Source organism: Pseudomonas sp. PDM16, from assembly GCF_014851865.1.
Classification (GTDB): Bacteria; Pseudomonadota; Gammaproteobacteria; order Pseudomonadales; family Pseudomonadaceae; genus Aquipseudomonas.
Genome location: NZ_JACVAM010000002.1, coordinates 226,144 through 251,960, shown reverse-complemented (window position 1 = coordinate 251,960; position 25,817 = coordinate 226,144). Strand labels below are relative to the sequence as shown.

Here is a 25,817-nt window from a genome sequence, read left to right as displayed (position 1 = left end):
CAAGATGATTTCCGATGTGCCGTTCGTCTGCCCAAACAGCGTATCGCCCCATCATGTTCTAGCGTTTTTCAAAGCAGTGCTTGGCAGCATTTTCAAGGGGTTGCTCGGATGAAACTAGAAATCGCTCGAGGTTTATTCCTCATAGGAGCTCTTGGCATCACCGCGCTCGCCACAGCCGCATGGCAAGAACCGGGACCGCAGGTTCTCGACTCCGTCGCCTGCGCTCAACAACAATGCCCCGTCGTGTCGGCCCGGCACGGGAACAAGATCGCAACCGAAGTGAATGGCGAAAACCTGATGCTGTTGGCGGTTGGTCTATCGCATGCCCTTAAAGGCGAGCAGTAGACGAGCCATTTCCTCCAAGTAAAGAAAAAGCCCCGCCTGAATCAGGCGGGGCTTTTTTCATTCAGCGTAGCTGAAGCGGCTTACATCATGCCGCCCATGCCACCCATGCCACCCATATCCGGCATGGCCGGAGCAGCCTTGTCTTCCGGAATGTCGGCGACCATGGCTTCGGTGGTGATCATCAGGCTACCGATGGAAGCAGCGGCCTGCAGGGCGGAACGGGTGACTTTGGCCGGATCGAGAATACCCATCTCGATCATGTCGCCGTACACGCCGGTAGCGGCGTTGTAGCCGTAGTTACCGGAACCTTGCTTGACCTTGTCGACCACGACGCTCGGCTCGTCACCGGCGTTGGCCACGATCTGGCGCAGCGGAGACTCAACAGCGCGACGCAGCAGAGCGATGCCGACGTTCTGGTCGTCGTTGTCGCCTTTCAGGCCTTCGATTGCCAGCAGGGCACGCACCAGGGCAACGCCGCCGCCAGGCACCACGCCTTCTTCGACGGCTGCGCGGGTCGCGTGTAGGGCGTCTTCAACGCGGGCTTTCTTCTCTTTCATCTCGACTTCGGTACCGGCGCCGACCTTGATCACGGCAACACCGCCAGCCAGCTTGGCCAGACGCTCTTGCAGCTTCTCTTTGTCGTAGTCGGAGGAAGTGTCTTCGACCTGCTTGCGGATCTGCGCAACGCGGGCCTCGATGTCGGCTTGCTGGCCGGCGCCGTCGATGATGGTGGTGTTTTCCTTGCTCAGCTGAACGCGCTTGGCGTTACCCAGGTGCTCCAGGGTGGCGCTTTCCAGGCTCAGGCCGACTTCTTCGGAAATCACGGTACCGCCGGTCAGGATGGCGATGTCCTGCAGCATGGCCTTGCGACGGTCGCCGAAGCCCGGAGCCTTGACGGCTGCGACTTTGACGATGCCACGCATGTTGTTGACGACCAGGGTAGCCAGGGCTTCGCCTTCGACGTCTTCAGCCACGATCAGCAGCGGACGGCCGGACTTGGCAACGGCTTCCAGCACCGGCAGCAGCTCGCGGATGTTGGAGATCTTCTTGTCGACCAGCAGCAGCAGCGGGCCGTCGAGCTCGGCCACCATGGTGTCCGGCTTGTTGATGAAGTACGGGGACAGGTAGCCGCGGTCGAACTGCATGCCTTCTACGACGGACAGTTCGTTTTCCAGGCCGGAGCCTTCTTCAACGGTGATCACGCCTTCTTTACCAACCTTCTCCATGGCTTCGGCAATGATGTTGCCGATGGAGTCGTCGGAGTTGGCGGAGATGGTGCCGACCTGGGCGATGGCCTTGGTGTCGGTGCACGGCTTGGACAGGTTCTTCAGCTCGGCGACGATGGCGATGGTCGCCTTGTCGATGCCGCGCTTCAGGTCCATCGGGTTCATGCCGGCAGCAACGGCCTTCAGGCCTTCGCTGACGATGGCCTGGGCCAGAACGGTAGCGGTGGTGGTGCCGTCACCGGCAGCGTCGTTGGCCTTGGAGGCAACGTCTTTCACCAGTTGGGCGCCCATGTTCTCGAACTTGTCTTTCAGCTCGATTTCTTTGGCAACGGACACGCCGTCCTTGGTGATCAGCGGAGCGCCGAAGCTGCGGTCCAGGACCACGTTACGGCCTTTCGGGCCAAGGGTGGCTTTGACGGCGTCGGCCAGGACGTTGACACCAACCAGCATTTTCTTGCGAGCGGAATCGCCGAATTTGACTTCTTTAGCAGCCATTTTGCTTGTTCCTCAATTCTGTAGGTTTAGACGGAGATCGCTTCGAATCAGGCTTCGATGACGGCGAGGATTTCGTGCTCGCCCATCACCAGCAGGTCTTCGCCGTCGACCTTGACGGTGTTGCTGCCGCTGTACGGGCCGAACACCACTTTGTCACCGACCTTGACGGCCAGCGCGCGGACTTCGCCATTGTCCAGAACCTTGCCAGCGCCAACAGCGACGATCACGCCCTGGTTCGGCTTCTCGGCGGCGGAGCCCGGCAGCACGATGCCACCAGCGGTCTTGGTCTCTTCTTCGCTGCGACGGATTACAACGCGGTCGTGCAGAGGACGAAGCTTCATTGTCGATCTCTCCTGATAGTTGTTTTCACTGGCCGGCGACGGCGCCGGCAGGGTTAGGCAAAACCGGCTTGGGGCCGGGCGCGGTCCGCCATGGGCAAACCGCGGAAGACTGTTCCGCCTGTACGGCAGAAACCTTGCGGTGATCGCTAGATAGGGGCGACGGTAAGCATTTCAAGGGCAGGCTGTGAATTTTTTTACACAACCTCAGTCACGACGCTGGTATTCGCCCTCTATGACGTGCGGATGGCTTTGGCCGCCACGAGCTGCAGGATCGTCGAAGAAGGCTCGCTGACGCATGGCCTGCTCCTGAGCACTACGCTGCAGGCGACCGATCATGAGACGGCGGGTGAAGGGAATCAGACAGAGCAGACCGAATACATCGCTGATGAACCCCGGCAGCAACAGCAGGCCGCCACCGACAGCAATCAGCAATCCCTCAAACATCTCCTGCTCGGGCATCTCACCCCGCGCCAGTTTCTCGCGGGCTCGCCAGGCGGTAGCCACACCCGCCACGCGTAGCAGGATGCTGCCCAGCACCGCAGTACCGATCACCAGCAATAGCGTCGGCAGCACACCGATGGCGCTGCCGACCTGGATCAGCACGGCCAGTTCGACGATGGGGAACAGCAGGAACAGAAACAGAAAAGCGCGCATTGCGAATGTCCTTGACGGAAGAACGGCTTCCGATAGGAAAGAAGTATGGGGCCTGGCGCTTAATTCAAGCTGAAGCCTGCCCGACGGTCGGCCACACTTCGGCGCGAGCCAGCGATACCAGGGCCTGCCGAACCGAACCAGGGTTGTTACAGGATGTTGGAAAGGCTAGCCAGTACAGCCCCTTGCCAATGCGCAGGTGAAAACCCTCGCTATCAATACCAACCAGCTGCGCTGGTTCGTGCTGCGGCAGACCGGCCAACGCCACATAGTGGGAGATGGCGCTGGCGTGGTCGTCGTTCATATGTTCGACCATTCCGCGCTCAGCCTCACCAGCATGGGGATTGGCCATGCTGACCTCATTTAGCCAATTGATGGCGCCGAAGCCACCAATGAAACGCCAGCGCACAGGCTCCAGCACCCAGAAATCGAAGTCGTGGGCCGTGTGGTAGTCGCGCGCATCAGGGAAGTAGCGATAGTAGCGGTCTGCAGCCGCCTCGATGGCTGCCGGTTCCTCCAGCTGCCGGGCTTCGGCCAGCAACGTCAGACGCCCAGCAGCCTGCACGTCCTCCGCGCCGCGCTCACCGACCAACAACGAGCATTTGGCATCCTTTCGCAGGTTGTGGGTGTGCTGAGCGATGCGGCTGATCAGAATCAGCGGCACGCCCTGTTCGTTCAGGCAGTAAGGCACCACCGATCCAAAAGGAAAGCCCGGCATGCTCTTGGAGTGGGTTGAAAGCACTCCACGGTATTCCTTGAGCAACAATTCTCGGGCATTCTTCTCGGCTGTCATGCTCAATTTTTGACCCCTCGTTAAGAATTCGTCAGAAACAAGACGAACAGGCGCCCAGCGCCAGCGGGGCATTTTCCAAGACCTTCGAGGAGCAGTGTTATGGAACTCAAAGACAAAGTCATCATCATCACCGGCGGTTGCCAGGGTCTGGGTCGCGCCATGGGCGAGTACCTGGCCGCCAGAGGTGCCAAGCTGGCACTGGTCGACCTGAACCAGGAAAAGCTGGATGAGGCCGTGGCCGCCTGCAAGGCTGCTGGCGGTGACGCTCGTGCCTACCTGTGCAACGTGGCCAACGAAGAGCAGGTGACCCACATGGTCTCCCAGGTGGCTGGAGACTTCGGCGCCATCAACGGCCTGGTCAACAACGCCGGCATCCTGCGCGACGGTCTGACCATCAAGGTCAAGGACGGCGAGATGACCAAGATGAGCCTGGCCCAGTGGCAATCGGTGATCGACGTCAACCTGACCGGCGTATTCCTCTGCACCCGCGAAGTGGCGGCGAAGATGATCGAGCTGAAGAACCAGGGCGCCATCGTCAACATCTCCTCCATCTCCCGTGCCGGCAACGTTGGCCAGGCCAACTACTCCGCGGCCAAGGCCGGCGTCGCTGCCGACACCGTGGTGTGGGCCAAGGAACTGGCGCGCTACGGCATCCGTGTCGCTGGCGTGGCTCCGGGCTTCATCGAAACCGAAATGACCGGCAGCATGAAGCCAGAAGCACTGGAGCGCATGACCTCCGGAATTCCACTGCGTCGCATGGGCAAACCGACCGAGATCGCCCATTCGGTTGCCTACATTCTCGAGAACGACTACTACACCGGACGCATCCTCGAGCTGGATGGCGGTCTGCGCCTGTAATCGCACGCGATTCGACCGCCAGGATCGGATCGCAAGAGTACACCCGGTTCACGGCAGATCGATGAGGGCGGCTATGGAGCGCCCTCACCCGAGCGGTAAAAACCGGGTGCCTTGCCAGTCCACCTGAGAAAGGCCCTGCGAAAGTTGGACGGATCGCTGAAGCCAAGCAACTGAGCGATTTCGAACAGCGGCAAGTGAGTAGTTTCCAGATACTGCAGTGCCAGGCGCTTGCGCACCTCGTCCAGCACCTGCTGATAACTGGTGCCAGAGGCGGCCAGATGGCGGCGCAGGCTACGGCCGCTGGTATGTAACGTCTTGGCAGCGCTATCCAGATCAGGAAAGTCTCCAGGGCGAGCCAGCAGCAGGCGGCGCAAACGACTCAACAGCCCCTCCTGTACATCCAGAGTAGCCAGCAGAGCCTCGCATTGTTGCTCACACATCTGCATGGTCGCAGGATTGGCCAGCGTCATCGGCCGATCCAGATAATGTCGCGGCAGACGGAACCAATGGTATGGCTGGTCGAACTGCGCCCACGAACCGAAGGCCTCCCGGTATCGCTCGGCATGCGGCGGCCCGGCGAAGGCGAAACCTACCTCGACTCCCTGTGGGCGCTCTCCCAGCAGGAATTGTGCAATAGCATGCAGGCTGCCAAACAAACCTTCGGCGGCAAAGCGGCTGAGCACACCGAGCGGAATGGACTCGCTGGCGCGCAGCTCCAGCGACTCCTCCCCCTCCACCAGTTCCAGGTCGAAGGTCAGCCCAAGCACCCGGTAATACCGGAGCGCAAACTGTACCGCGCGTCCTAGATTTGCACTGGACAACAGGGCATATCCGAGAATGCCGTGGGCCGACGCATTCAGGCGCAGGCCAAGCAACAGCCCCAGCGCTGGCTCCTCACAAAGCAGCAGAGCGGCTCCTGCCAACTGATGAAAATCAGCGAGTGACAGACGGCCGGTCGGGTTGAGTAGCAGCTCCGCTCGTAGCCCAGCACTCGCCAGCAGCCGCTCACGAGGAATGCCAAACTCCTCGGCGAGCTGCAGCAACACCTCGGCATAGGTAATCGGCACGAGTTCCGAATGCAGGCTAAGTGGTTTGCTCATCTGTTCCAGCCACGGCCACGTTGGCCGGATATGACCTGAAGATTGGCTGAAGATAACCTTGTCCTGGAAAAGCCGGCAAGCCCATAGTCGACCACGTCATAACAACAAGATGGGAGGCCGCATGCACAGCCCGACCCCGCTCGACCTGCTGATCAAACCACGTCAGCCGGAACTCACCCTGCCCTCGCCTTGGGTGCGCCACTGGCATGGCGACGATGCATTCAAGAGCCATTTCTTCGATGCCATGTCGCTGCTGTTTCCCGATGGTGAGCGCTTCTTTATCGACTCGGTACGCGCCTACCGTGACCAGGTGACCGACCCGCAACAGCAGGCGCAGATCCGTGGCTTCATAGGCCAGGAGGCGCACCACAGCCGCGAACACCAGCACTACAGCGATGCCCTGCGCGACGCGGGCTACGATCTGGACTATCTGGAGCGCCGCCTGAAGCGACGCCTTGCCTTCGTGCGCAAGCATCTGCCGCCGAAAGTCCACCTCGCCGCGACCACGGCCGTGGAGCATCTGACCGCGATCATGGCCGATGCCATCCTGCAGAACCCTGACTGGCTGAAAGGCGCAGATCCGGAAATGGCGCGCTTATGGCGCTGGCACGCACTGGAAGAGAGTGAGCACAAGGCCGTCGCGTTCGACCTCTATCAACAGGTCTGCGGAAAGACCTGGCTGCGACGACGAGCCATGCTGCAGAGCACCTTCTTCTTCACGCTGGACACCACCAAGGGCCTGATACACATGCTGCGCCGCGACGGCCTGCTGGCGAGTTGGCGTATCTGGAAGGACGGCCTGGTCTGGCTATGGGGCAGCCGCGGCATCCTGCGTCCACTGGTGCGCGCCTACTTCGACTTCTACAGGGCGGATTTCCATCCCTGGCAGCACGATAACCTGCAGCTGATCCTGGAGCGACGCAGGGAGTTCGACCTCCCGGCAGAGGTCAGCTGAGCAAGCCCAGGCCCTTGGCCCGGGCCACGGCCTGCGTACGCCGCTCGACACCCAGCTTGCTGTTGATGTGACGAGCGTGAGTCTTCACCGTGTGCAGAGAGATGAACAATCGCTCGCTGATCTCCTGATTGGAGCAGCCCAGGGCAATCAGGCGCAACACGGCCAGCTCGCGGGCACTGAGCGCCTCGGCCGTGCCGGCAAGCAATGGCTCGGCCTCGGACTCCTTCGGCAAACACTGGAGCAGCGCACCACCCAGTGGCGTAGCAGGTACCGTCTGCAGCTGGGCACGCAGCCAACCCGGCTGGTGCGCGAGTAGTTCATAGAAAGGCAGCAATGCACCGCCACTGGCGGTCTCCAGACCGCTTAGCAGCTGTTGCTGGGCATCACGCTCGCGCCCACCGGCATACAGCAGCAGGCTCAACTGAACCTGGGCAAACACGCCCAACAGCTGCCCACCTTGAGTCTGGGCCCGCTGTAAGAGCGCCCGCAAGCGCCGCTCGGCTGCCTCGGGCTGCCCCAAACGGCGCTCCAGAGCAGCGCGCTGTAGCTCGATGTGCAACGGCAATTGGGGGTGGAACTCAGGCGCTGCAGCGGCCTGCTCTCCCCCATAGGTCTCGGCCAGTCGAAGCAGCCAGGCGTTGGCCAACTCGACCTGCCCCTGACTGAGCCAAAGCTCGCACTTGGTCACGGTGATCATCGCCAGGTAATACACTGGCGGCACATCCCAGATATGCATGAGGCGTTCGGCCTCGGCCAGCTGGGCGAACGCCTCGTTGAACCGGCCCGCCCTACCCTCCTGGCTGGCCAGCACGCAGTAGCCGATCAACAGACTGATGTCGCGGCAGCTGCGCGCTTCGGCAATACCGGCCTGCAGCTTGGCGTATGCCTCATCCGGGCGCAGGCGCAGTGCAAGCAGAAAACCCTCGTATAGTGTCAGGCGCGCGCGCACGGCATAGACCCTCTGAGACGAGAGCCCTCGCAAGCGATCGAGTCCGGCGCGGACTTCCTCTACTGCTCGAAGGATCTCACCGCGTGCCACCAGAACCCGACTGCGATCGTAGTGGCAGAAGGCCTCGAACAAAGGGTTGTCCTGACGCTGAGCCAGCTCAAGCGCCTCACGATTCAGACCACGGGCACGCCACAGGTCGCCGCGCACCACAGCTAGGTTGGCCAGCGTGGATAGACAGAGCAACCGCGAACCGTAATGCTGGCCAGGCATACCGGCGAGCGCCTGAGTGCAATAGAGCTCGGCGCTCTGACTATCTCCACGCCCGCGGGCAATTACACCGCTGACGGCCAGCCACTGAGCCAGCAAGGATTGCTGTTCGGCAAGACTCGGCGCGGGTAGAAAACGTTCCAGGTGGTTGGCCAGTTCCTCCGCAGCATCCAGCTGGCAGGCCAGCGCCAACGCCCAGCTGTACAGCAGGATCAGCCGCGGAGTACTGGTCAGCAAGCTGTCCGGCAGGTCCATCTTCCAGCGCAGCAGCATGGCGATATTCTGCTCGGCCAGCAGATGCTCCTCGGAGAAATTCTGTACCAGGCTGGCCGCTACATCCGGCTGCCCCGCCCGCAATGCTTGTTCGACCGCCTCGTCCAGCTGCCCCTGGCCACTGAACCAGCGGCAGGCACGCAGGTGCAGGCGCGTCTGTGGCTGCGAAAGCTGCCCCGCAGTGCTGGCCCGCAGCAAGTCTGAAAACAGATGGTGGTAGCGAAACCAGCGCCCCTGATCGTCCAATGGCACCAGGAAGACTTGGTGAGCCTGCAGATGCTGGAGGATCGCCGCACTGTCATGACTGTCGCGCACCGCATCGCACAGCTCAGCGCAGAATCGCTCGAGGCAGGCGGTGTCGTAGAGGAAAGCCTGCAGCTCCGATGGTTGCCGCTCGATCACTTCCTCCAGCAGATATTCGCGAATCATGCCCTGAGCACCGTGCAGGTCCGCCTCGCCCTCACCCGCTGTCAATAGCCACAAGCGCAGGCCCGCGACCCACCCCTCGCTACGCAATAGCAGGCTGTTCAGGACCTCGACAGCCAGCTCGGCCCCCTGGGCGGAAAACAGCTCCCGTGTTTCTTCCAGGGTCAGTCGTAGATCCTGTTCCTGCAGCTCCAGCAACTGTCGCGACAATCGCAGGCGAGCCAGGTGCCAATCCGGGCGCTGGCGGCTGGTGACCAGTACCAGCATGCCGGCCGGCAGATGATTGAGGAAGAACTGCAGGCAACGGTCCAGCACCGCCCCTTGGGCCAAGTGGTAGTCGTCCAGAACCAGCAACAGGGGCTTGGCAGGATCGAGGCGCTCACCCAGTTCGTCGAGCAAGCCATCAAGCCATTCCTCGAAAGCGAAGGGCTGATGGCGCTGGCGCATCTTCAGCATGCCCATGGCTTCGTCGCCGATTCGCGAATAGTGCTGACGAAGCCCCTCCAGCAGACGCTCGAGGAATCTCCCAGGGTCGCTATCGCGCCGGCTCAGCCCCAGCCAAAGGCTCTGCCAATAGCCGGGAAGGCGCTCGCAGAACTCCACTGCCAGGGAACTCTTGCCAAAACCTGCCGGAGCACTAACCAGCAGCAAGCGCCCTCCCATTCCCTCTTCCAGACGCTCGCACAGCCGCGGCCGGCGCACATGACCAGCTGGCAGCGGAGGCCTGAAGAAACGCGCCTCCCCCGTGGATGCCGGGGAATTGGGAAGACCGGGAAAGCGGGAAAGATCGGACAAGTGGGCGGTCTGGAAAGGCGTGGGAACCTCCGCAGCCTATCCCGTAGCGCCCGGCATTTGAAGCCCGAGATTTCCCTCAGTAAAAGAAAAAGCCGGCACATGGCCGGCTTTCTCGGGCGAAGCGAAGATTAACGCACGCCAGCCTGACGCAGAGCGGCCGGGGTGTAATCGCTGGTAGCAGCCTTGTAGTTGAAGTCGTAGGACTGTTTCTCCTCGTTCTTCATGCCCAGGGCCAGGTAGCGACCGGAGATGATGTCGTAGAGGGTTTCCACGGTGTACCACGGCACTTGCTTGTCGTAGTAGTACTGGGAATGGGCCTCGGCGACACGCCACAGGGAACCACGACCGTCATAGTGGTCGATGACGGCGGCTTGCCAGCTGTCTTCGTCGATGAACACATCACGCTTGGCGTAGATATGACGCTCGCCGGCTTTCAAGGTACCGGTCACGTGCCAGACACGGTGCAGCTCGTAGCGAGTGTGCTCCGGGTTCAGGTGGCCAGCCTTGATGATGTCGGCATACTTCAGCTTCGGCGAGTCCAGCTTGTAGGAGTTGTACGGAATGTAGATCTCCTTCTTGCCGTTCAGCTTCCAGTCGTAACGGTCAGGAGCACCGTTGTACATGTCGAAGTTGTCGGAAGTACGCAGACCGTCGGCAGCGGTACCCGGACCGTCGTAGGACACCTGCGGAGCGCGGCGCACACGACGCTGACCGGCGTTGTACAGCCATGCCAGACGCGGTTCCTTCACCTGGTTCAGGGTCTCGTGGACCAGCAGTACGTTACCGGCCAGACGAGCAGGAGCAGTTACGCGCTGCTTGAAGTAGAACAGGATGTTGCTCGGTTTGCTCGGATCGTAGTCGGTCAGGCTGGTCGGGAAGGTGAACTCATCCTGGAAGTAAACCAGGCTATAAGAGCCGTTCGGCTGCGGAGTCGCCTGAGTTACCAGGCGACGTACGCTGCCACCGCGGTAGCGGGTGATCTGGTTCCAGATCGCTTCCAGGCCGTTCTGCGGAATCGGGAAGGGATAGGCGGTCTTGAAGCCTTCCAGACCGTTACCACCTTCGACCAGCTTGGTAGTAGTGGCGTTGGCCTTCACGTCGTCCAGAACGCTCTGCGGTGCAGTGGCGGAACGATGGGTCGGGTACACCGGAATCTTGAAGCTTTCCGGATAACGCTTGAACATCGCCTGCTGGCCTGGGGTCAGCTTGTCCTTGTACTGATCGACGTTCTGCGCAGTGATGGTGAACAGCGGCTGCTCATTGGCGAACGGGTCGGACAGGAAGCCGCGACCATCGACAGTGCCGGCGTTCTGCGGCAGGCCGCCAGTCCACTCGGGAATGGAACCATCGGCATTGCCTGCCTTCTCGGCGCCCAGCGGAGTCAAGGTAGTGCCGAGCTTGGCGGCCTCATCGGCAGAAACGGCAGCCATGACGCTGGTGGCCAGCATGGACAGAGCCAGCGCACCGGATTGCAGCAAGAGTTTTGTTGTTTTCATTTGCATGTATGTCCTCAGGGGATTCCGTTCTCTTAGAAGCTAGCGCCGAAGCTCAACGCCACGAAATCACGATCGATTTGGGTGTTGTAGTCGCCGCCAAAGAAGTTGGTGTACGACACGTTCGCGGTGTAGGTGTTCTGGTACTCGGCTTCGAGGCCCAGACTCACAGCCTTGCGGCCTTCTTCGAAGTTGGCACCCGGGCCAGGCGAGTAGCCGTCTACGTCGTGCGACCAGGCAACGCTCGGGCGCAGGTTCACACCGGCAAACACGTCCGGATAGTCCCAGATGGCACGGGCACGGTAGCCCCAGGAGCTGTGGGTAGTGAAACCGTCGTCGTTACAGTGCTTGCTGACGTTCGAGAAGTCGGTGTTGGGTACGCCGTCCACGACGGCACGGCCGAGGGTCACGTCGTTGAGCAGTTCACAGGTGCCATTAGGCAGCTCGCCCGGACCGAACACCGGATCGCGACCGTAACGCGCCTCGCTGGTGTGCTCGAGGCCACCCACGAAAGTGGCACCGACTTCACCCACCAGAGTCAGACGACTGGCACCCATGACCTGATCCAGGAAGTGGGTGAAGGTGGTCTGGATCTGGGTTACTTCCTTGCGGTTGTAACCGTGACGGGTAGCACCCGGAGCCGAGCCAAGAACAGAGGCGTCCGCGTACGGGTTCGTCGCGTTCGGGTTGTTCAGGGGACGAACTGCCGAATAGAGAATGTCATTGGTGTTCAGAGCCACCGGGGCATTCGGGCGATAGCTGATCTCGCCGCTCCAGGCAGTCCCGGTGGGCAGCGTGGTGGAGAAGCTCAAGCCATACAGGCGGATGTCTTCCGGGTACTCCATGAAGTAGCTGGAATTACCTGCAATCGCCAGAGCAGATGCAGCGCCGGAGAACACCGGCAGAAGGCCGTTTGCGACGTTGTACACGTCCTGACCCGGTGCGGTGGCGCTGAGGATCGGAGCACGGCTGTGGTAGTTCATGGCATAGGCGCCAAACTCGGTGTCCAGCGGCTCGAACATGTAGCGGAAGGCCACACCCCACTGCCCGCTGTCACGCGCATCGCGGTCCCCGGAACGAACGACCAGGTTGCCCTCGGAGTTCACATCCAGCGGATTGAGGCCGGAGTTGACCAGGATGCCATTGAGCGTGCCGACCAGAGCCTCGTTGTTGGTGAGCAGGCGCAAATTGTCGTCGCAACCGTCCGCTGCCACGTCAGCCTGGGAGAAGAAGGTGCCGCAGTTATCGACTACGGTCTGGTCCCATTCCAGCTGATAGAAGGCTTCAGCAGACAGATTCTCGGTCAGGCTCTGCGAAACGTAGAACATGTTGACCGGAATCAGGCCTTCCTTGATCTCGGCGCCAGGGCGACGGAAGGCGGAGACGTCCACAGGGTTGATCGAGTTGATGCTGTTCTGGATGAAAGTACTTTCACCCCAGCTCACTACCTGCTTGCCCAGACGTACGGAGCCCGGCTGATCGGCAATGCTGTAGTTGTGATAGATGAAGGCGTCGAGGATTTCGGCACCGGAAGCCTTGGCGCCTTCCTTGCGATTGGAGTCGTCGATGTCCTTGAACAGGCGGCTCTCGTCCTTCAGCTCGAAGTCGTACCAGTACTTGCCGCGAACGAATACGCCGGTGTCGCCGTATTTCAGCTCCAGGTCATGGATACCCTTGAAGATCTTCGAGAAGGTCTCACCCTTCTTGAAGTTCAGGCGGCCATCGTCCGTGGTCTGAGACAGGCCCTGGCCCCCGTTGTTGACGCCGATCAGGTCGCGATCGGCACTACGCACCGACCAGCTGGCACCAACGGAAAGGGACGAATCGAGCTGACCTTCGATTTCACCGATATTGAAGGTGACACCGAAAGCCGGGGCAGCGAGAGTTGAGGCGAGGCTGACTGCCAGAGGCAGTTTGGCCAAGCGCCAGAACGGTTTATGGGTTGTCATCGACGCTACTCCATTGGTTTTTTTGTTATGGCTGCTGCGGACTATATCTACCCCCCTCCGGAGCTTGATCCCCCGAAAGTGTGATTTCCAGCCCCCAACCTCTCTAGACCGGCCGGTCACGCCAGGCGCGCCGATCGGATTCATCACGCGACAGCAATTAACAAGCCAAGCGTTTGCTTGGATGGGGCACTGGATGGCCATGTGCCCCGCTCTCAAGGCTCAAAGCGTAGATAGAAATGTGCTGCCGGCCGCCTGCCACTGGGCGATATCCAGGCGAATTCGTTTCTTGTCGAGCTTACCCACGCTGGTTTTGGGAATATCGGTAACAAGTGCAATCTGACTGGGTATTGCCCACTTGTTGATGCAACCCTGCTCGACAAAGGGTTTGAGGTGGTCCTTCAGCACCTTGGCATCCAGACTCTGCCCCTCGCGCAGCACCAGCAGGGCGAAGGGACGCTCACCCCACTGCGGATCGGGAATGCCGACCACCGCCACTTCGCGCACGGCCGGATGACGACTGATCAGGTCCTCCAGTTCCAGCGACGAAAGCCACTCGCCGCCAGTCTTGATCACGTCCTTGATACGGTCGCGGATATCGATGAAGCCAAAATCATCCAGTGTGGCCACGTCGCCGGTGTGCAACCAGCCGTGTTCCCAGAGCTCGGCGCTTTTTTCCGGCTCATTGAAGTAGCCCATGGTCAGCCAGGGCGCGCGCAGTACCAGCTCGCCCTGGGTCTCGCCATCGGCCGGTAACAGCTGGCCGTCCGCCCCCATCAGTGCAGCCTCCACCAACGGCACCGGCACGCCGGCCTTGATCCGGTAGGTGATCTGCTCGCTCTCGGTACCGACCTTGAGCTCTTCGTTGATGTGCGCACAGGAAATCAACGGGCAGGTCTCGGACATGCCATAGGCGGCCGTGAGTTGGATGCCACGCGCCTTGGAGGCCTCGTACAGGGCACGATTGAGTGCGCTGCCGCCGATGATGATCTTCCAGCCACCGAAGTCCTGGCCCTGCCCCGCCTTGGCGTTGAGCACCATCTGCAGGATGGTCGGCACGCAGTGGGAGAAGGTGACCTTCTCCTTTTGCCACAGCTGAACCAGCAGCTCCGGGTCGTAGCGCCCCGGATAGACCTGCTTGACCCCGAGCATGGTCGCCACATAGGGAATACCCCAGGCATGCACGTGGAACATCGGAGTGATCGGCATATACACGTCATCGGTGCCCAGCAGGCGCACGCTGTCCAGGCTGCCTAGCACGCTGGCTTCGGCCAGGGTGTGCAGCACCAGCTGGCGGTGGGTGAAGTACACGCCCTTGGGGTTGCCGGTGGTGCCGGTGGTGTAGAAGGTAGTGGCTACCGAGTTCTCGTCGAAATCGGCGAAGTCGTACTGGGTACTGGCCGCGGCCAGCAGGCCCTCGTACTCGCCGACCAGGTTGGGCAGGTCGGCGGTCTTCTCGGCGCCGTCGGTGAGCAGGATGGTCTTCTCCACCGTGGTCAGCTGCCCTTCCACCGCCTTGTACAGCGGCAGGAACTCGCTGTTGACCAGCACGAAGCGGTCTTCGGCGTGATTCATGGTGTAGAGGATCTGGTCGGCGGACAGACGGATGTTGATGGTATGCAGCACCGCGCCGATCATCGGGATGGCGAACATGCATTCCAGGTAACGGTGGCTGTCCCAGTCCATCACCGCCACGGTGTCACCGGCCTTCACACCCGCCGCCGTCAGCACGTTGGCCAGACGCGCCACGCGCTCATTGAAGGTGGCATAGCTGTAGCGCACCAGATCGCGGTAGACAATCTCGCGGGTCTTCTCGTAGCGGCTACCGGAGAGCAGCAGACGCTTGATCAGCAGAGGCGCCTGGTTGGCGTTTTCGGTTGGAGGAATGACACGGGTATTCAGCATGGCGATGACCTGTTTTCTTGGATTTTTTCTTCGCCGCCAATCTAGAACCGCTCTGGCTTCGGCTTAATCCATCCAAAGAATGATTTTTCCCGTGACCCTTTGGCCGCTTTCGGTCACGCAGTAGAATCGACTCATACCTGCCGTTCCGGCTTCACTCTCCAGAGGTAATACCGATGTCCGATATCGTCATCGTCAGCGGCGCCCGCACCCCCATGGGTGGCTTCCAGGGCAGCCTGTCCAGCATCCCCGCCGTGGATCTGGGGGCCGCCGCCATTCGCGAGGCCGTAGCCCGTGCCGGTATCCAGCCCGCCGATGTCCAGGAAGTGATCATGGGCTGCGTACTGCCCGCCGGCCTCAAGCAGGGCCCGGCCCGCCAGGCCTCGCTGGGCGCCGGCCTGCCATCGGCCACCGGCTGCACCACCATCAACAAGCTGTGCGGCTCCGGCATGAAGGCCGTGATGCAGGCCTTCGACGCGCTCAAGGCCGGCAGCAATGAAGTAATGGTCGCCGGCGGCATGGAAAGCATGTCCAACGCCCCGTACATCATCGAGAAAGCCCGTAGCGGCCTGCGCATGGGCCACGGCGAGATCAAGGACCACATGTTCTTCGACGGTCTGGAAGACGCCCGCACCGGCCGCCTGATGGGCTCCTTCGCCCAGGAAACCGCCGACAAGTACGGCATCACCCGCGAGGAGATGGACGCCTACGCCATCGAGTCGCTGAAACGCGCCCAGGCCGCCATCCAGAGCGGCGAGCTGGCCAACGAGATCGTTTCGGTCACCGTCACCAGCCGCAAGGGCGAAGTCGTGGTGAAGGACGACGAGCAGCCGTTGACCGCCAACCTGGACAAGATTCCCGGCCTCAAGCCGGCCTTCCGCAAGGACGGCACCATCACCGCCGCCAACGCCAGCTCGATCTCCGACGGCGCCAGCGCCCTGGTCCTGATGACCGCCGAGGAAGCGGCCAAGCGCGGCCTCAAGCCGCTGGCCAAGATCGTCGCCCACGCCACCCAGAGCCAGGACCCGAGCGAATTCACCATCGCCCCGATCGGTGCCATGAGCAACCTGTTCAAGAAGACCGGCTGGAGCAAGGACAACGTCGATCTTTACGAGATCAACGAAGCCTTCGCCATGGTCACCATGTTGGCCATGCGTGAGCACGGCCTGGACCACGCCAAGGTCAATGTCTACGGCGGCGCCTGCGCCCAGGGCCACCCGGTCGGCTCCACCGGCTCGCGCCTGATCATCACCCTGATCAACGCCCTGCGCAACAAGGGCGGCAAGCGCGGTGTGGCCTCGCTGTGCATCGGCGGCGGCGAAGCCACTGCAGTGGCTATCGAGCTGCTGTAACTCGCACGCAAATGAAAAGCCCCGCCTAGGCGGGGCTTTTTTATGGGCGACTGCTTATCGAAGCTCGGTAAAGGCCAGCTTGATCCCCAGCCCCACCAGCACCGCGCCCATCAGCCGATCGAACCAGTGGCCCATGCGCGCAAAACCGGCACGCACCCGGCGCTGGCTGAACAGCAGCGCCACCAGGCAGAACCAGATCGCCGTGGCGAACGCCAGGTACACGCCGTAGCCAGCCTGCACCGCCAGCGGCGTGTGCGGGTTGATCACCACGGTGAACAGCGAGAGGAAGAACAGCGTGGCCTTGGGGTTCAAGCCATTGGTGACGAAGCCAGCCACGAAAGCACCACGTGGTGAACGCTCAACACCATCGCCAACCACTTCCAGGCTACCCGGCGCCGCCGGCTTGGCACGCAGGGCCTTGATGCCAATGTAGAACAGGTAGGCCGCCGCCAGCCACTTCAGCGCGTTGAACAGCACGATGGACTGCGACACGATCAGGCCGATTCCCAGCAACGAATAGGCCACATGGACGAAGATGGCGGTGCCCACACCTAGCGCAGTCCAAGTACCGGCGCGACGGCCATGAGCCACGCTCTCGCGCACCACAACAGCGAAATCCGGCCCCGGGCTGGCCACGGCCAGCAGGTGGATCAGCGCCACGGTCAAAAACTCCGCCCAGTACATGCGACCTCCGAATAGTGGGAATCAGGACAACAGGCTGGCAACCTTACGCCACTGCAACGCATCCAGACAGGTACAGCTGATGAGCAATAGCCCCCGCGCGGTCTTCCTCGACCACAGCTCCCTCGACCTCGGCGATCTCGACATGACTCCGCTGCGCCAGGTGTTCGGCGAATTGGTCCTGCACGACACCTGCACGCCCGAGCAGGTCGCCGAACGCCTGCAAGGCGCCCAGGTAGCGATCAGCAACAAGGTGCACCTGAGCGCCGCCACCCTCACCGCCTGCCCCGAGCTGAAGCTGGTTCTGGTCTCCGCCACCGGCACCAACAACGTCGACCTGGCCGCCGCCCGCGAGCGCGGCATCACCGTCGCCAACTGCCAGGGCTACGGTACCGCCTCGGTGGCCCAGCATGCACTGATGCTGCTGCTCAACCTCGCCACCCGCTTGCCCGACTACCAGGCGGCGGTACGCGACGGCGCCTGGCAACGCTCCAGCCAGTTCTGCCTGCTGGACTTCCCAATCATCGAACTGCAAGGCAAGACCCTCGGCATCCTCGGCCACGGCGAACTGGGCGGCGCCTTCGCTCGCCTGGCCGAAGCCTTGGGTATGCGCGTGCTATACGGCGCCCTGCCCGGCCGCACCGACCGCACCGACCGCCTAGCGCTGAGCGAGCTGTTGCCGCAGGTCGACGCCCTCAGCCTGCACTGCCCGCTCAACGAGCAGACCCGCAACCTGATCGGCGCCGCCGAGCTGGCACTGATGAAGCCACAAGCGCTGCTGATCAACACCGCCCGCGGCGGCCTGGTCGACGAACAGGCCCTGGCCGACACCCTGCGCGCCGGCCACCTGGGCGGTGCGGCATTCGACGTACTCAGCGAGGAGCCACCGCGTAACGGCAACCCGCTGCTGGCGCCAGACATCCCGCGTCTGATCATCACTCCGCACAATGCCTGGGGTAGCCGCGAGTCGCGACAGCGCATGATCGGCCAACTGGCAGAAAATGCGGCAGCATTCTTCGCGGGCACACCCATACGGGTGGTCGGGTAAACTACGCGCCCTTTTCTGCCGCGGAGCATGCCCATGGACCCACGAAGCGAGGTGCTGTTGCGCCAGGCGGAACTGTTCCAGGGCGACCTGCTGCTGGCCGGCCTGCCGGCCGATGATCTGCTCGGCCAGCTGCCACGCGCGCATGGTTGGAGCTGGCACGCCGGCGAGCAGAACACGCTCGAGGCGCGCTTCGCCGGGCGCAGCCGCTTCGGCACCCTGGTGCCCGACGCATCCTTCGACAGCGCCGTGCTGTTCCTACCCAAGTCCCGCGAACTCGCCGACTACCTGCTGCAGGCCCTGGCCGCGCGCCTGGCCGGCCACGAGCTGTACCTGGTCGGCGAGAAGCGCGGCGGCATCGAACGCGCCGCCAAGCAGCTGGCCGCCTATGGCAAGCCGCGCAAGCTGGACAGCGCCCGCCACTGCCAGCTGTGGCAAGTGACGGTGGACAACGCACCGGCCGCGCCTGACCTGCAGGCCCTCGCCCAACGTTTCGAGCTGCCACTGGCCGACGGCCCGCTGCAGGTCCTGAGCCTGCCGGGCGTGTTCAGCCATGGCCGCCTGGATCGCGGCAGCGCACTGCTGCTGGAACAGCTGGATGGCCTGCCGCAGGGCCATCTGCTCGACTTCGGCTGCGGTGCCGGCGTGCTCGGCGCCACGCTCAAGCGCCGCTACCCGCAGAGCCAGCTGACCCTGCTCGACGTCGATGCCTTCGCCGTCGAGAGCAGTCGCCTGACCCTGGCCGCCAACGGCCTGGAGGCCGAAGTGATCGCCGGCGACGGTATCGACGCGGCTCCCACGGGTCTCGCCGCCATCATCAGCAACCCGCCGTTCCACACCGGCGTGCACACCGACTACCAGGCCAGCGAGCACCTGCTGCGCGAGGCCGCCCGCCACCTGAACAAGGGTGGCGAGCTGCGCCTGGTGGCCAACAGCTTCCTTAAATACCCGCCGCTGATCGAACAGCACCTGGGCAGTTGCCAAACACTGATCGAGCGCGATGGCTTTCGCATTTATCGCGCAAAGCGCAGCTGAAACGGCCACATTGCCCGCCACAAAAGGGCTGCAGCCAGTTTTTTCTAGGCGCGCGCGCGACAGCTAATCTATTCTTTGCGACATTCCCACCATCCCAGTGACGTGCATGAGCCAGCAGCCGAAAGCCCCCTCCATTCTCGAGCTTTTTCCGGAAGAGACTCGCGAGGCTGCAGACTTGCTCAAGCAAGCGGTACCGCACATGGTCCGCCACGACATCCCCCCCACGCCCATGCATTACGCGCTTTGGTACAGCTACTGCAAAGGTGCGGAACCCGACCTGAACCGTCGCCTGGACAAGATCGTCAGCGACTTCTCCAGCTTCCCCCCGGAAACGGCAGCCAAGCTCTTTCGCGAGTTCATCATCAGAGGCGAGCTTGAGGATGCCCGCGCCGGGCAACAGCAGGTCATCGAGCTGGTCGATGATATCGAAGGCGACGTAAAGCGCAGCGTCAGCGGCAGTCAGCACTACCAGGCCAGCCTTTCCCAAGGATTGGCCGCCCTTCAGGAACCTATAGTCGACGACCTGCCCAGCGTGCTCAACGAGCTGCAACTGAGCACCCAGCAGATGCAGGAACAGCAGGAGAAATTCCTCTATCGCCTCAGATCGGCACAGGCCGAAATCCAGAATCTGCGTAGCCAGTTGGAAAGAGCACAGGCCGCGGCCACTCTCGATAGCCTGACCCATGTATTCAACCGTCATGCGTTCACACGCCTACTGGAGCAGGCGCTATCCGGCGACACCAAAGGCCTCGCCCTGGTCATGCTGGACATCGACCACTTCAAGCACTTCAACGATCAGTACGGACACCCCCTCGGTGACCGGGTGCTGCAGCATGTCGGTCAGTTGCTCCGAGACATGCTTCCCGCCCGCGGAGTAGCCGCGCGCTACGGCGGCGAGGAGTTCTGCATCATCCTGAGAGACTGCTTCGACGTAGAGACGGCCGCCGAATTCGCAGAACAGCTACGACTCAAGATCCAGGCTCTGCGGGTGAAAGTGCGGAGCACCGACAAAGTACTGGATACCATCACCGCCTCCTTCGGTCTCACGCTCGCCGAAACAGGAGATACCTTCGACAGCCTGGTTACTCGCGCCGACGACGCCCTTTACCAAGCCAAGCGCAACGGGCGCAACCAGGTCCATCCCCCAGCCTCCAACGCCGCGCTAACTGCTTGATTTGAGCGGACATCCTCTTTGCGGTTAAATAGACTCGTGCCAAATTCGGCGGCATAGGCGGAACACTGTGCCCATTCATCGGGTACCGTCAGCTCCGCTTCTCGATTAGCCATATTCGAATAAGCGAGTTTCTCTACCATGTTGAAGATCGTCCACCTGATCACGGGCGGCGGCGCACTGCTGCTGTCCTTCGCCCCAAGCCTGCGTAACGAAGACCTGTCCTATCTGCAGCAACCCGATGCGCTTTATCTGGCATTTTTCGGATTGATCAACCTCCTGCTAGCGCCACTACCAGCCGTTCGCCACGCAGGCGTGCGTCACCAGCTACAAGTACTGGTATCAGCGCTACTGGTATTCGCGAGCGTGCTTCAGGCGCTGATCCTGCTTGCACCCCTGGCGCAGATCGGTAGTCAGCCCGCCGTTGCGCTGAGCATTGCCATCCTGCTGGCAGCCACGATGCTCCACCTGGCCATCAACATGGCCAACGGCCGACGCGCGGTTGCCCCCGCCTCCTTCGGCAGAGAGCTAGATGAAAGCCGTGAGACCGGGACCGTCAAGTGGTTCAACACGTCGAAAGGTTTCGGCTTCATCTCGCGCGATAGTGGCGAGGATATCTTCGTGCACTTTCGCGCCATTCGCGGCGAGGGTCATCGCATCCTGGTCGAAGGGCAACGCGTCGAATTCTCCGTCATGCAGCGCGATAAGGGCCTACAGGCCGAAGATGTGATAGTTGCCTTGCCTGGGCAGCGCTGACGTCAGCTCGGCAACAGAAAAAAGCCCGCGCAAGCGGGCTTTCTTTTAATAGTGCGGCGGAGGCGCCTCATCCTCATCGATACCGAACTGCCCCTGCATCTCTTCCTGCCGGCGGGCCAGTGCCGCGATCTGCAACTTGAGACGCTCGATGATCTGCTGCTGCTCCGCGAGCACATCACTCAGCGCCGCAATGGTGTCATCCTGAAAAGCCTGCCGGCTCTCCAGTTCGATCAGACGATACTCCAGATCCATCGATCAGCCCTCGATGAAACTGAAGTCATCGGAAACGACACGCCGCAGACGATCACGAAGGGCTGTAATCTCGTCTCCCGCATATGGCCGCGCCGGGTGCTTGCCCCAGACAGGCGCAGGCCAAGCCGGATCTTCACGCCGACGTACCACCACATGCATATGCAGTTGGCTGACCACATTGCCAAGCGTGGCGACATTCATCTTGTCAGCAATAAATGCATCTTTAAGTACCTCAGCCAACTGCGTGGTTTCCAGCCAGAGTTGCTGCTGGTCGGCGACGTCCAGCTGAAACAGTTCGCTGACCGCCTCGCGCCGCGGCACGAGGATGAACCAGGGATAATTGGCATCGTTCATCAGTAGCAGACGGCACAAGGGAAAGTCGCCCAATACGAACGTGTCCTGCTGTAAGCGTGGATCAAGGTTGAACATGTACTTCTCCTCCAGGCCGGGCCGCGCAGCATAGCGGGACGCCGGCTGCAATTCATCTGCGTACGAAGGTCCCCCAGAAGACCAAGACGACGCTCTATAAAAAGGCACGGGTCTCACTCACTCATGCCCGACCCGGCGCACACCGAAACGACACGCCCCATAATCGGGCAAAAATCTCTCAAGTCGCCCCACAAACTGACTGACCGCACAGGTAGGAAGCGTTACCGCTGGATACCTCGTGTCGCCCAATCCGATACACGGTAACGCCGTCGAATAGACCTATCGACTGAACTCCGCGAGGCGACGATTGGAACACCCCCAGCAAAGCCCCGTAGCACAAGGCTCTCGGCGCGATGATAGGAAACCAAGAATAAAAATATTGAACACCTTGAGGCTATCCCGGCAGTTTGTGCACGGAAGTTGCTATATCACCTGCGACATCCGTTTTAGGCCGCTCCTAGAGCAGCAGTGGCTGCCGATAAGCGTTTGGATATTCAGCGTTTTTCGGCATGACTCAAGCGAATGTATAGAGGCGGCAAAAACCTACAAAATTGCGACTCCGAAGATGTAATTTTGCGACGTCGTGGTGAACAAGCCGTAGGAAATCAACGATATCTGTCGCTAATTTAAGCCTCCATGCTATAAGTTAGCGCCGACACAAAAAGAAAGAGCCGCCCCAAATAAAGGCAGCAAAAATCTTCTAAACCAAAGGAGCAATCACAATGCAAGTGATGAAGTGGAGCGTACTGGCTCTAGCCGTGACCGCCGGTACCACCCAGCTGGCATTTGCCAGCGCTCAGTCCGAATCCAAGGGCTTCGTGGAAGACAGCAGCCTGAACCTGCTGCTCCGCAACACCTACTGGAACCGTGACTACAACCATGGCCAGAATGACCGCAAAACTTGGGGTCAAGCCTTCATTGGAACCTACGAGTCCGGCTTCACCCAAGGCACCGTTGGTGTCGGCGTTGACGCCTTTGGCCTGCTGGGTCTGAAACTCGACGGCGGCCAAGCCGATATGTTCCCTGGTGAAGAAAAAGACTGGGACGACTCCGTTGGCCAGGCTGGCGCAGCTGTCAAAGTTCGCTTCTCCAACACTGTGATCAAGTATGGCGATCAGATGCCGAGCCTGCCGGTTCTGGCATATGACGACTCCCGCCTGCTGCCGCAAAGCTTCACCGGCACCATGATCACCAGCAGCGAAATCGAAGGTCTGGAGCTGAACGCCGGTCGCTTTACTGCTGCCAGCCCGATGGCCAGCGCTGCTCGTGACGACGGCCGACTGAACAGCATTGACGTAGCTGGTGGTAGCTATCAGTTCACCGACGACCTGAGCGCAGCCCTGTACTACTCCGATATCGAAGATATCGCCAAGAAGTACTACGCCAATGTCAACTGGACTATTCCGTTGGCTGCAGAGCAGGCTCTGAACTTCGACTTCAACATCTACAAAACCAAGTACGAGAACGACACCACTGCGTCGGACCTCTTCTTCGGTAACGGCGTCGAAGGCGACGACAACACCATCTTCAGCCTGGCCGGTAAATACAGCGTTGGCTCGCACGCCTTCATCCTAGCCTACCAGCAGAACAGTGGTGACGTCGGTTATGCCTACGACATCGGCGACGGTGGCAGCGCAATCTGGCTGGCCAACTCGTACTACTCTGACTTCAACAACGCCGACGAGAAGTCCGTACAGGCCAGCTATGAGCTGGACTTCGCTGGCTACGGCGTACCGGGTCTGACTTGGAAAACCGCTTACGTCTACGGTTACGACATCAATTACGGTGGTACCGACGACGCAAAAGAGCGCGAGTTCTTCAATCAGGTCAAATACACCATCCAGAGCGGCGCAGCGAAGGATCTGTCCTTCAAAGTGCGTAACTCGATCTATCGTACCGATACTGACTTCGCGAACGATCTGAACGAGTGGCGTCTGTTCGCAGAGTACCCGCTGGAAATCCTGTAAGGATTTCTTCGAGTCTCGAAGCGAACGAAGAAACCCGGCCTAGGCCGGGTTTCTTTTTTGAAGTTCGGTGAGAAAGCTGCCCTCCTCAACTGCCAGGCAAAGCGTAGGTACCCGTGACATGAGCCACCAGACTCCCCTCCTCGCCTGATGAATACAACTGCACTTCGCATACTGCCTGGCGTCGCGAAAGCCTCAGAATTCGCGCCTCGGCAATCAGGTCGACTGGCTTGGGCCGAGCCAGGAAGTTGATATTGAGATTGGCCGTCACCGCCATCTCCACACGCCCCAGGCGCCCCAGCACAACCGCATACATGGCAGCATCAGCCAGCGACATGATGGTCGGCCCTGACAGGGTCCCACCTGGCCTCACCAGCTTGCCGTGAAAAGGCACCCTCGCCACGGCCAGATCGCCGTCGAGACGATCGATGCACAGATCAATATCCTCGGCCATCGGTACTCCGGCGCGAATCAACGCCTGCACCTGGCCAGCGGTCAGCTCCGCCATGCTCAACTCCCGGTCTGTCCTGTACGCCATCTGGCTGGCACCGTACAATGCCGAGTCACTATTTGCCCCCGCAACCGACATAACGGCCAAACATGCGTACCAGTCAGTACCTGCTCTCGACCCTCAAGGAAACCCCTGCCGACGCCGTGGTGATCAGCCATCAGCTGATGCTGCGCGCAGGCATGACCCGTAAGCTGGCCTCGGGCCTGTACACCTGGCTGCCGCTGGGTTTGCGCGTGCTGCGCAAGGCCGAAGCCATCGTGCGCGAAGAGATGAACGCCGCGGGCGCGCTGGAAGTACTGATGCCGGCCGTACAGCCGGCTGAGCTGTGGCAGGAGTCCGGCCGCTGGGAACAGTATGGCCCCGAGCTCCTGCGCATCAGGGACCGACATGATCGCGAGTTCTGCGTCGGCCCGACCCACGAGGAAGTCATCACGGATCTGGCACGCAACGAGCTGAACAGCTACAAGCAGCTGCCGATCAACATGTACCAGATCCAGACCAAGTTCCGTGACGAGATCCGTCCGCGCTTCGGCCTGATGCGTGGCCGCGAGTTCATCATGAAGGACGCCTACTCCTTCCACCTTGACCAGGCCTCGCTACAGCAAACCTATGACCGCATGCATCAGGCCTACTGCAACGTCTTCACCCGCCTGGGCCTGAACTTCCGCCCGGTACAGGCCGACACCGGCTCTATCGGCGGCACCGGCTCCCACGAGTTTCACGTGCTGGCCGAGTCCGGCGAAGACGATATCGCCTTCAGCGACACCTCCGACTACGCCGCCAACATCGAGAAGGCGGAAGCCGTCCCGCGCGAAGCCGAGCGCAGCGCAGCCACTGAAGAACTGCGTCTGGTCGATACGCCGAATGCCAAAACCATCGATGAACTGGTCAGCCAGTTCGGCCTCGCCATCGAGAAGACCGTCAAGACCCTGGTGGTGCACGCCGCCGAGGAAGGCAAGCTGATCGCCCTGATCGTTCGCGGCGACCACGAGCTGAACGAGATCAAGGCCGCCAACCACGAGTTGGTCGCCAGCCCTCTGGCCTTCGCTTCCGAGGCCGAGATCCGCGCCGCCATCGGTGCCGGCCCTGGCTCGCTCGGACCACTGAACCTGCCGATTGCCTGTATCGTCGACCGCAGCGTGGCACTGATGAGTGACTTCGGCGCCGGCGCCAACATCGATGACAAGCACTTCTTCGGCCTGAACTGGGAGCGCGATCTGCCGCTACCGCAGGTCGCCGACCTGCGCAACGTAGTAGCCGGCGACCCCAGCCCGGATGGCCAGGGCACCCTGGTGATCAAGCGCGGCATCGAAGTCGGCCATATCTTCCAGCTCGGCACCAAGTACAGCGAGGCCATGGGCTGCAAGGTACTGGGCGAGAGTGGCAAGCCCGTGACCCTGACCATGGGCTGCTATGGCATCGGCGTATCACGCGTGGTGGCTGCCGCCATCGAACAGAACTATGACGAGCGCGGCATTCTCTGGACCGACGCCCTCACGCCCTTCCAGATCGCCATCGTGCCAATGAAGTACGAGAATGAAGCCGTGCGAGAAACCACCGACAAGCTCTACACGGAGCTGACGGCCGCCGGGTACGAAGTACTGCTGGATGATCGCGACAAGAAGACCAGCCCCGGCGTGAAATTCGCCGACATGGAGCTCATCGGCATCCCGCACCGCATCGTCGTCAGCGAGCGAGGCCTTGCCGAAGGCAACCTCGAATACAAGCACCGCCGTGACAGCGAGAGCCAGCAGTTGCCAGCAGCTGAGGTAATGTCGTTCCTCTCTGCCCGTATTCCCCGCTGAG

The 25,817-nt window shown here is 61.3% G+C and carries 22 protein-coding genes and 2 pseudogenes; 11 read left to right on the top strand and 13 right to left on the bottom strand.

The window, feature by feature from the left end; genetic code table 11:
* Window positions 1–108: 108 nt before the first annotated feature.
* The gene (locus tag IB234_RS07640) at window positions 109–345 is read left to right on the top strand and encodes a hypothetical protein (protein WP_192316134.1); all 237 of its coding nucleotides are present in this window, start codon (window positions 109–111) and stop codon (window positions 343–345) included.
* Between the two features lie 80 nt (window positions 346–425).
* On the opposite strand, the gene groL is transcribed toward IB234_RS07640, so the two are convergent.
* From groL to IB234_RS07620, 4 genes are all read right to left on the bottom strand, one after another.
* Window positions 426–2,066 (bottom strand): chaperonin GroEL, encoded by a 1,641-nt coding sequence (gene groL, locus IB234_RS07635; protein WP_192316132.1) that lies wholly within the window; start codon window positions 2,064–2,066, stop codon window positions 426–428.
* Between the two features lie 47 nt (window positions 2,067–2,113).
* Entirely contained in the window at window positions 2,114–2,407 is a 294-nt protein-coding gene (locus tag IB234_RS07630) for a co-chaperone GroES (protein ID WP_043308752.1), read from the bottom strand.
* A gap of 204 nt (window positions 2,408–2,611) precedes the next feature.
* On the bottom strand, window positions 2,612–3,061 hold the full coding sequence (locus IB234_RS07625; protein ID WP_192316130.1) for an FxsA family protein: 450 nt from the start codon (window positions 3,059–3,061) through the stop codon (window positions 2,612–2,614).
* Window positions 3,062–3,125: 64 nt separating this feature from the next.
* Complete coding sequence (locus IB234_RS07620; RefSeq protein ID WP_192317759.1) at window positions 3,126–3,857, bottom strand: HugZ family protein; 732 nt, start codon at window positions 3,855–3,857, stop codon at window positions 3,126–3,128.
* Window positions 3,858–3,950: 93 nt separating this feature from the next.
* Between IB234_RS07620 and IB234_RS07615 the strand changes: the two genes are divergently transcribed.
* Window positions 3,951–4,709 (top strand): SDR family oxidoreductase, encoded by a 759-nt coding sequence (locus IB234_RS07615; protein WP_192316127.1) that lies wholly within the window; start codon window positions 3,951–3,953, stop codon window positions 4,707–4,709.
* Between the two features lie 71 nt (window positions 4,710–4,780).
* Here IB234_RS07615 and IB234_RS07610 read toward each other — a convergent pair whose 3' ends face one another.
* Window positions 4,781–5,809 carry an AraC family transcriptional regulator gene (locus tag IB234_RS07610; RefSeq protein WP_192316125.1) on the bottom strand — a complete coding sequence of 343 codons (1,029 nt, stop codon included), beginning with the start codon at window positions 5,807–5,809 and terminating at the stop codon, window positions 4,781–4,783.
* Between the two features lie 121 nt (window positions 5,810–5,930).
* On the opposite strand from IB234_RS07610, the gene IB234_RS07605 reads away from it, so the two are divergent.
* Complete coding sequence (locus IB234_RS07605; protein WP_192316122.1) at window positions 5,931–6,764, top strand: metal-dependent hydrolase; 834 nt, start codon at window positions 5,931–5,933, stop codon at window positions 6,762–6,764.
* Here the strand turns inward: IB234_RS07605 and IB234_RS07600 are convergent.
* The 4 genes from IB234_RS07600 to IB234_RS07585 all read right to left on the bottom strand — a co-directional run bounded on the left by IB234_RS07600 (window position 6,757) and on the right by IB234_RS07585 (window position 14,818).
* Window positions 6,757–9,474 (bottom strand): LuxR C-terminal-related transcriptional regulator, encoded by a 2,718-nt coding sequence (locus IB234_RS07600; protein ID WP_192316120.1) that lies wholly within the window; start codon window positions 9,472–9,474, stop codon window positions 6,757–6,759. The genes IB234_RS07605 and IB234_RS07600 overlap by 8 nt on opposite strands.
* 128 nt (window positions 9,475–9,602) lie before the next feature.
* Window positions 9,603–10,970 (bottom strand): DUF1329 domain-containing protein, encoded by a 1,368-nt coding sequence (locus IB234_RS07595; protein WP_192316118.1) that lies wholly within the window; start codon window positions 10,968–10,970, stop codon window positions 9,603–9,605.
* Between the two features lie 32 nt (window positions 10,971–11,002).
* Window positions 11,003–12,916 (bottom strand): DUF1302 domain-containing protein, encoded by a 1,914-nt coding sequence (locus tag IB234_RS07590; RefSeq protein WP_192316116.1) that lies wholly within the window; start codon window positions 12,914–12,916, stop codon window positions 11,003–11,005.
* Window positions 12,917–13,135: 219 nt separating this feature from the next.
* Complete coding sequence (locus IB234_RS07585; protein WP_192316114.1) at window positions 13,136–14,818, bottom strand: fatty acid--CoA ligase; 1,683 nt, start codon at window positions 14,816–14,818, stop codon at window positions 13,136–13,138.
* Window positions 14,819–14,991: 173 nt separating this feature from the next.
* On the opposite strand from IB234_RS07585, the gene IB234_RS07580 reads away from it, so the two are divergent.
* Window positions 14,992–16,167: a thiolase family protein gene (locus IB234_RS07580; protein ID WP_192316112.1), complete on the top strand. Its 1,176-nt coding sequence runs from the start codon at window positions 14,992–14,994 to the stop codon at window positions 16,165–16,167.
* A 54-nt stretch (window positions 16,168–16,221) separates the two neighbouring features.
* On the opposite strand, the gene IB234_RS07575 is transcribed toward IB234_RS07580, so the two are convergent.
* The gene (locus tag IB234_RS07575; RefSeq protein ID WP_192316110.1) at window positions 16,222–16,851 is read right to left on the bottom strand and encodes a LysE family translocator; all 630 of its coding nucleotides are present in this window, start codon (window positions 16,849–16,851) and stop codon (window positions 16,222–16,224) included.
* Window positions 16,852–16,930: 79 nt separating this feature from the next.
* On the opposite strand from IB234_RS07575, the gene IB234_RS07570 reads away from it, so the two are divergent.
* The 5 genes and pseudogenes from IB234_RS07570 to IB234_RS23920 all read left to right on the top strand — a co-directional run.
* Window positions 16,931–17,896, top strand: a complete 966-nt coding sequence (locus tag IB234_RS07570; RefSeq protein ID WP_192316108.1) for a 2-hydroxyacid dehydrogenase — start codon at window positions 16,931–16,933, stop codon at window positions 17,894–17,896.
* 33 nt (window positions 17,897–17,929) lie between these two features.
* Window positions 17,930–18,928 carry a class I SAM-dependent methyltransferase gene (locus tag IB234_RS07565; protein ID WP_192316106.1) on the top strand — a complete coding sequence of 333 codons (999 nt, stop codon included), beginning with the start codon at window positions 17,930–17,932 and terminating at the stop codon, window positions 18,926–18,928.
* Between the two features lie 106 nt (window positions 18,929–19,034).
* Entirely contained in the window at window positions 19,035–20,102 is a 1,068-nt protein-coding gene (locus tag IB234_RS07560; RefSeq protein ID WP_192316103.1) for a GGDEF domain-containing protein, read from the top strand.
* Between the two features lie 138 nt (window positions 20,103–20,240).
* Window positions 20,241–20,516, top strand: a pseudogene (locus IB234_RS24220) (cold shock domain-containing protein membrane protein); the annotation flags it as partial.
* Window positions 20,517–20,639: 123 nt separating this feature from the next.
* Window positions 20,640–20,855, top strand: a pseudogene (locus IB234_RS23920) (cold-shock protein); the annotation flags it as partial.
* Between the two features lie 45 nt (window positions 20,856–20,900).
* On the opposite strand, the gene IB234_RS07550 reads toward IB234_RS23920, so the two are convergent.
* Both IB234_RS07550 and IB234_RS07545 read right to left on the bottom strand, forming a co-directional pair.
* Window positions 20,901–21,107, bottom strand: a complete 207-nt coding sequence (locus IB234_RS07550) for a SlyX family protein (RefSeq protein WP_192316099.1) — start codon at window positions 21,105–21,107, stop codon at window positions 20,901–20,903.
* Between the two features lie 3 nt (window positions 21,108–21,110).
* Window positions 21,111–21,536: an HIT family protein gene (locus tag IB234_RS07545; protein ID WP_192316096.1), complete on the bottom strand. Its 426-nt coding sequence runs from the start codon at window positions 21,534–21,536 to the stop codon at window positions 21,111–21,113.
* A 722-nt stretch (window positions 21,537–22,258) separates the two neighbouring features.
* Between IB234_RS07545 and IB234_RS07540 the strand changes: the two genes are divergently transcribed.
* Complete coding sequence (locus tag IB234_RS07540; protein WP_192316094.1) at window positions 22,259–23,503, top strand: OprD family porin; 1,245 nt, start codon at window positions 22,259–22,261, stop codon at window positions 23,501–23,503.
* An 85-nt stretch (window positions 23,504–23,588) separates the two neighbouring features.
* On the opposite strand, the gene IB234_RS07535 is transcribed toward IB234_RS07540, so the two are convergent.
* Window positions 23,589–23,999 carry a PaaI family thioesterase gene (locus IB234_RS07535; protein WP_225580496.1) on the bottom strand — a complete coding sequence of 137 codons (411 nt, stop codon included), beginning with the start codon at window positions 23,997–23,999 and terminating at the stop codon, window positions 23,589–23,591.
* 101 nt (window positions 24,000–24,100) lie between these two features.
* Between IB234_RS07535 and IB234_RS07530 the strand changes: the two genes are divergently transcribed.
* Complete coding sequence (locus IB234_RS07530) at window positions 24,101–25,816, top strand: proline--tRNA ligase (protein ID WP_192316090.1); 1,716 nt, start codon at window positions 24,101–24,103, stop codon at window positions 25,814–25,816.
* Window position 25,817: the final 1 nt, after the last annotated feature.

Excerpts from the sequence above, each read along its gene's own strand:
- IB234_RS07530 (WP_192316090.1), top strand. The coding sequence starts at position 24,101 with ATGCGTACCAGTCAGTACCTGCTCTCGACCCTCAAGGAAACCCCTGCC.
- IB234_RS07610 (WP_192316125.1), bottom strand. The coding sequence starts at position 5,809 with ATGAGCAAACCACTTAGCCTGCATTCGGAACTCGTGCCGATTACCTAT.
- IB234_RS07550 (WP_192316099.1), bottom strand. The coding sequence starts at position 21,107 with ATGGATCTGGAGTATCGTCTGATCGAACTGGAGAGCCGGCAGGCTTTT.
- IB234_RS07630 (WP_043308752.1), bottom strand. The coding sequence starts at position 2,407 with ATGAAGCTTCGTCCTCTGCACGACCGCGTTGTAATCCGTCGCAGCGAA.
- IB234_RS07560 (WP_192316103.1), top strand. The coding sequence starts at position 19,035 with ATGAGCCAGCAGCCGAAAGCCCCCTCCATTCTCGAGCTTTTTCCGGAA.
- IB234_RS07590 (WP_192316116.1), bottom strand. The coding sequence starts at position 12,916 with ATGACAACCCATAAACCGTTCTGGCGCTTGGCCAAACTGCCTCTGGCA.
- IB234_RS07585 (WP_192316114.1), bottom strand. The coding sequence starts at position 14,818 with ATGCTGAATACCCGTGTCATTCCTCCAACCGAAAACGCCAACCAGGCG.
- IB234_RS07640 (WP_192316134.1), top strand. The coding sequence starts at position 109 with ATGAAACTAGAAATCGCTCGAGGTTTATTCCTCATAGGAGCTCTTGGC.
- IB234_RS07575 (WP_192316110.1), bottom strand. The coding sequence starts at position 16,851 with ATGTACTGGGCGGAGTTTTTGACCGTGGCGCTGATCCACCTGCTGGCC.
- IB234_RS07580 (WP_192316112.1), top strand. The coding sequence starts at position 14,992 with ATGTCCGATATCGTCATCGTCAGCGGCGCCCGCACCCCCATGGGTGGC.
- IB234_RS07605 (WP_192316122.1), top strand. The coding sequence starts at position 5,931 with ATGCACAGCCCGACCCCGCTCGACCTGCTGATCAAACCACGTCAGCCG.
- IB234_RS07570 (WP_192316108.1), top strand. The coding sequence starts at position 16,931 with ATGAGCAATAGCCCCCGCGCGGTCTTCCTCGACCACAGCTCCCTCGAC.
- IB234_RS07540 (WP_192316094.1), top strand. The coding sequence starts at position 22,259 with ATGCAAGTGATGAAGTGGAGCGTACTGGCTCTAGCCGTGACCGCCGGT.
- IB234_RS07595 (WP_192316118.1), bottom strand. The coding sequence starts at position 10,970 with ATGAAAACAACAAAACTCTTGCTGCAATCCGGTGCGCTGGCTCTGTCC.
- IB234_RS07615 (WP_192316127.1), top strand. The coding sequence starts at position 3,951 with ATGGAACTCAAAGACAAAGTCATCATCATCACCGGCGGTTGCCAGGGT.
- IB234_RS07545 (WP_192316096.1), bottom strand. The coding sequence starts at position 21,536 with ATGTTCAACCTTGATCCACGCTTACAGCAGGACACGTTCGTATTGGGC.
- groL (WP_192316132.1), bottom strand. The coding sequence starts at position 2,066 with ATGGCTGCTAAAGAAGTCAAATTCGGCGATTCCGCTCGCAAGAAAATG.
- IB234_RS07565 (WP_192316106.1), top strand. The coding sequence starts at position 17,930 with ATGGACCCACGAAGCGAGGTGCTGTTGCGCCAGGCGGAACTGTTCCAG.
- IB234_RS07625 (WP_192316130.1), bottom strand. The coding sequence starts at position 3,061 with ATGCGCGCTTTTCTGTTTCTGTTCCTGCTGTTCCCCATCGTCGAACTG.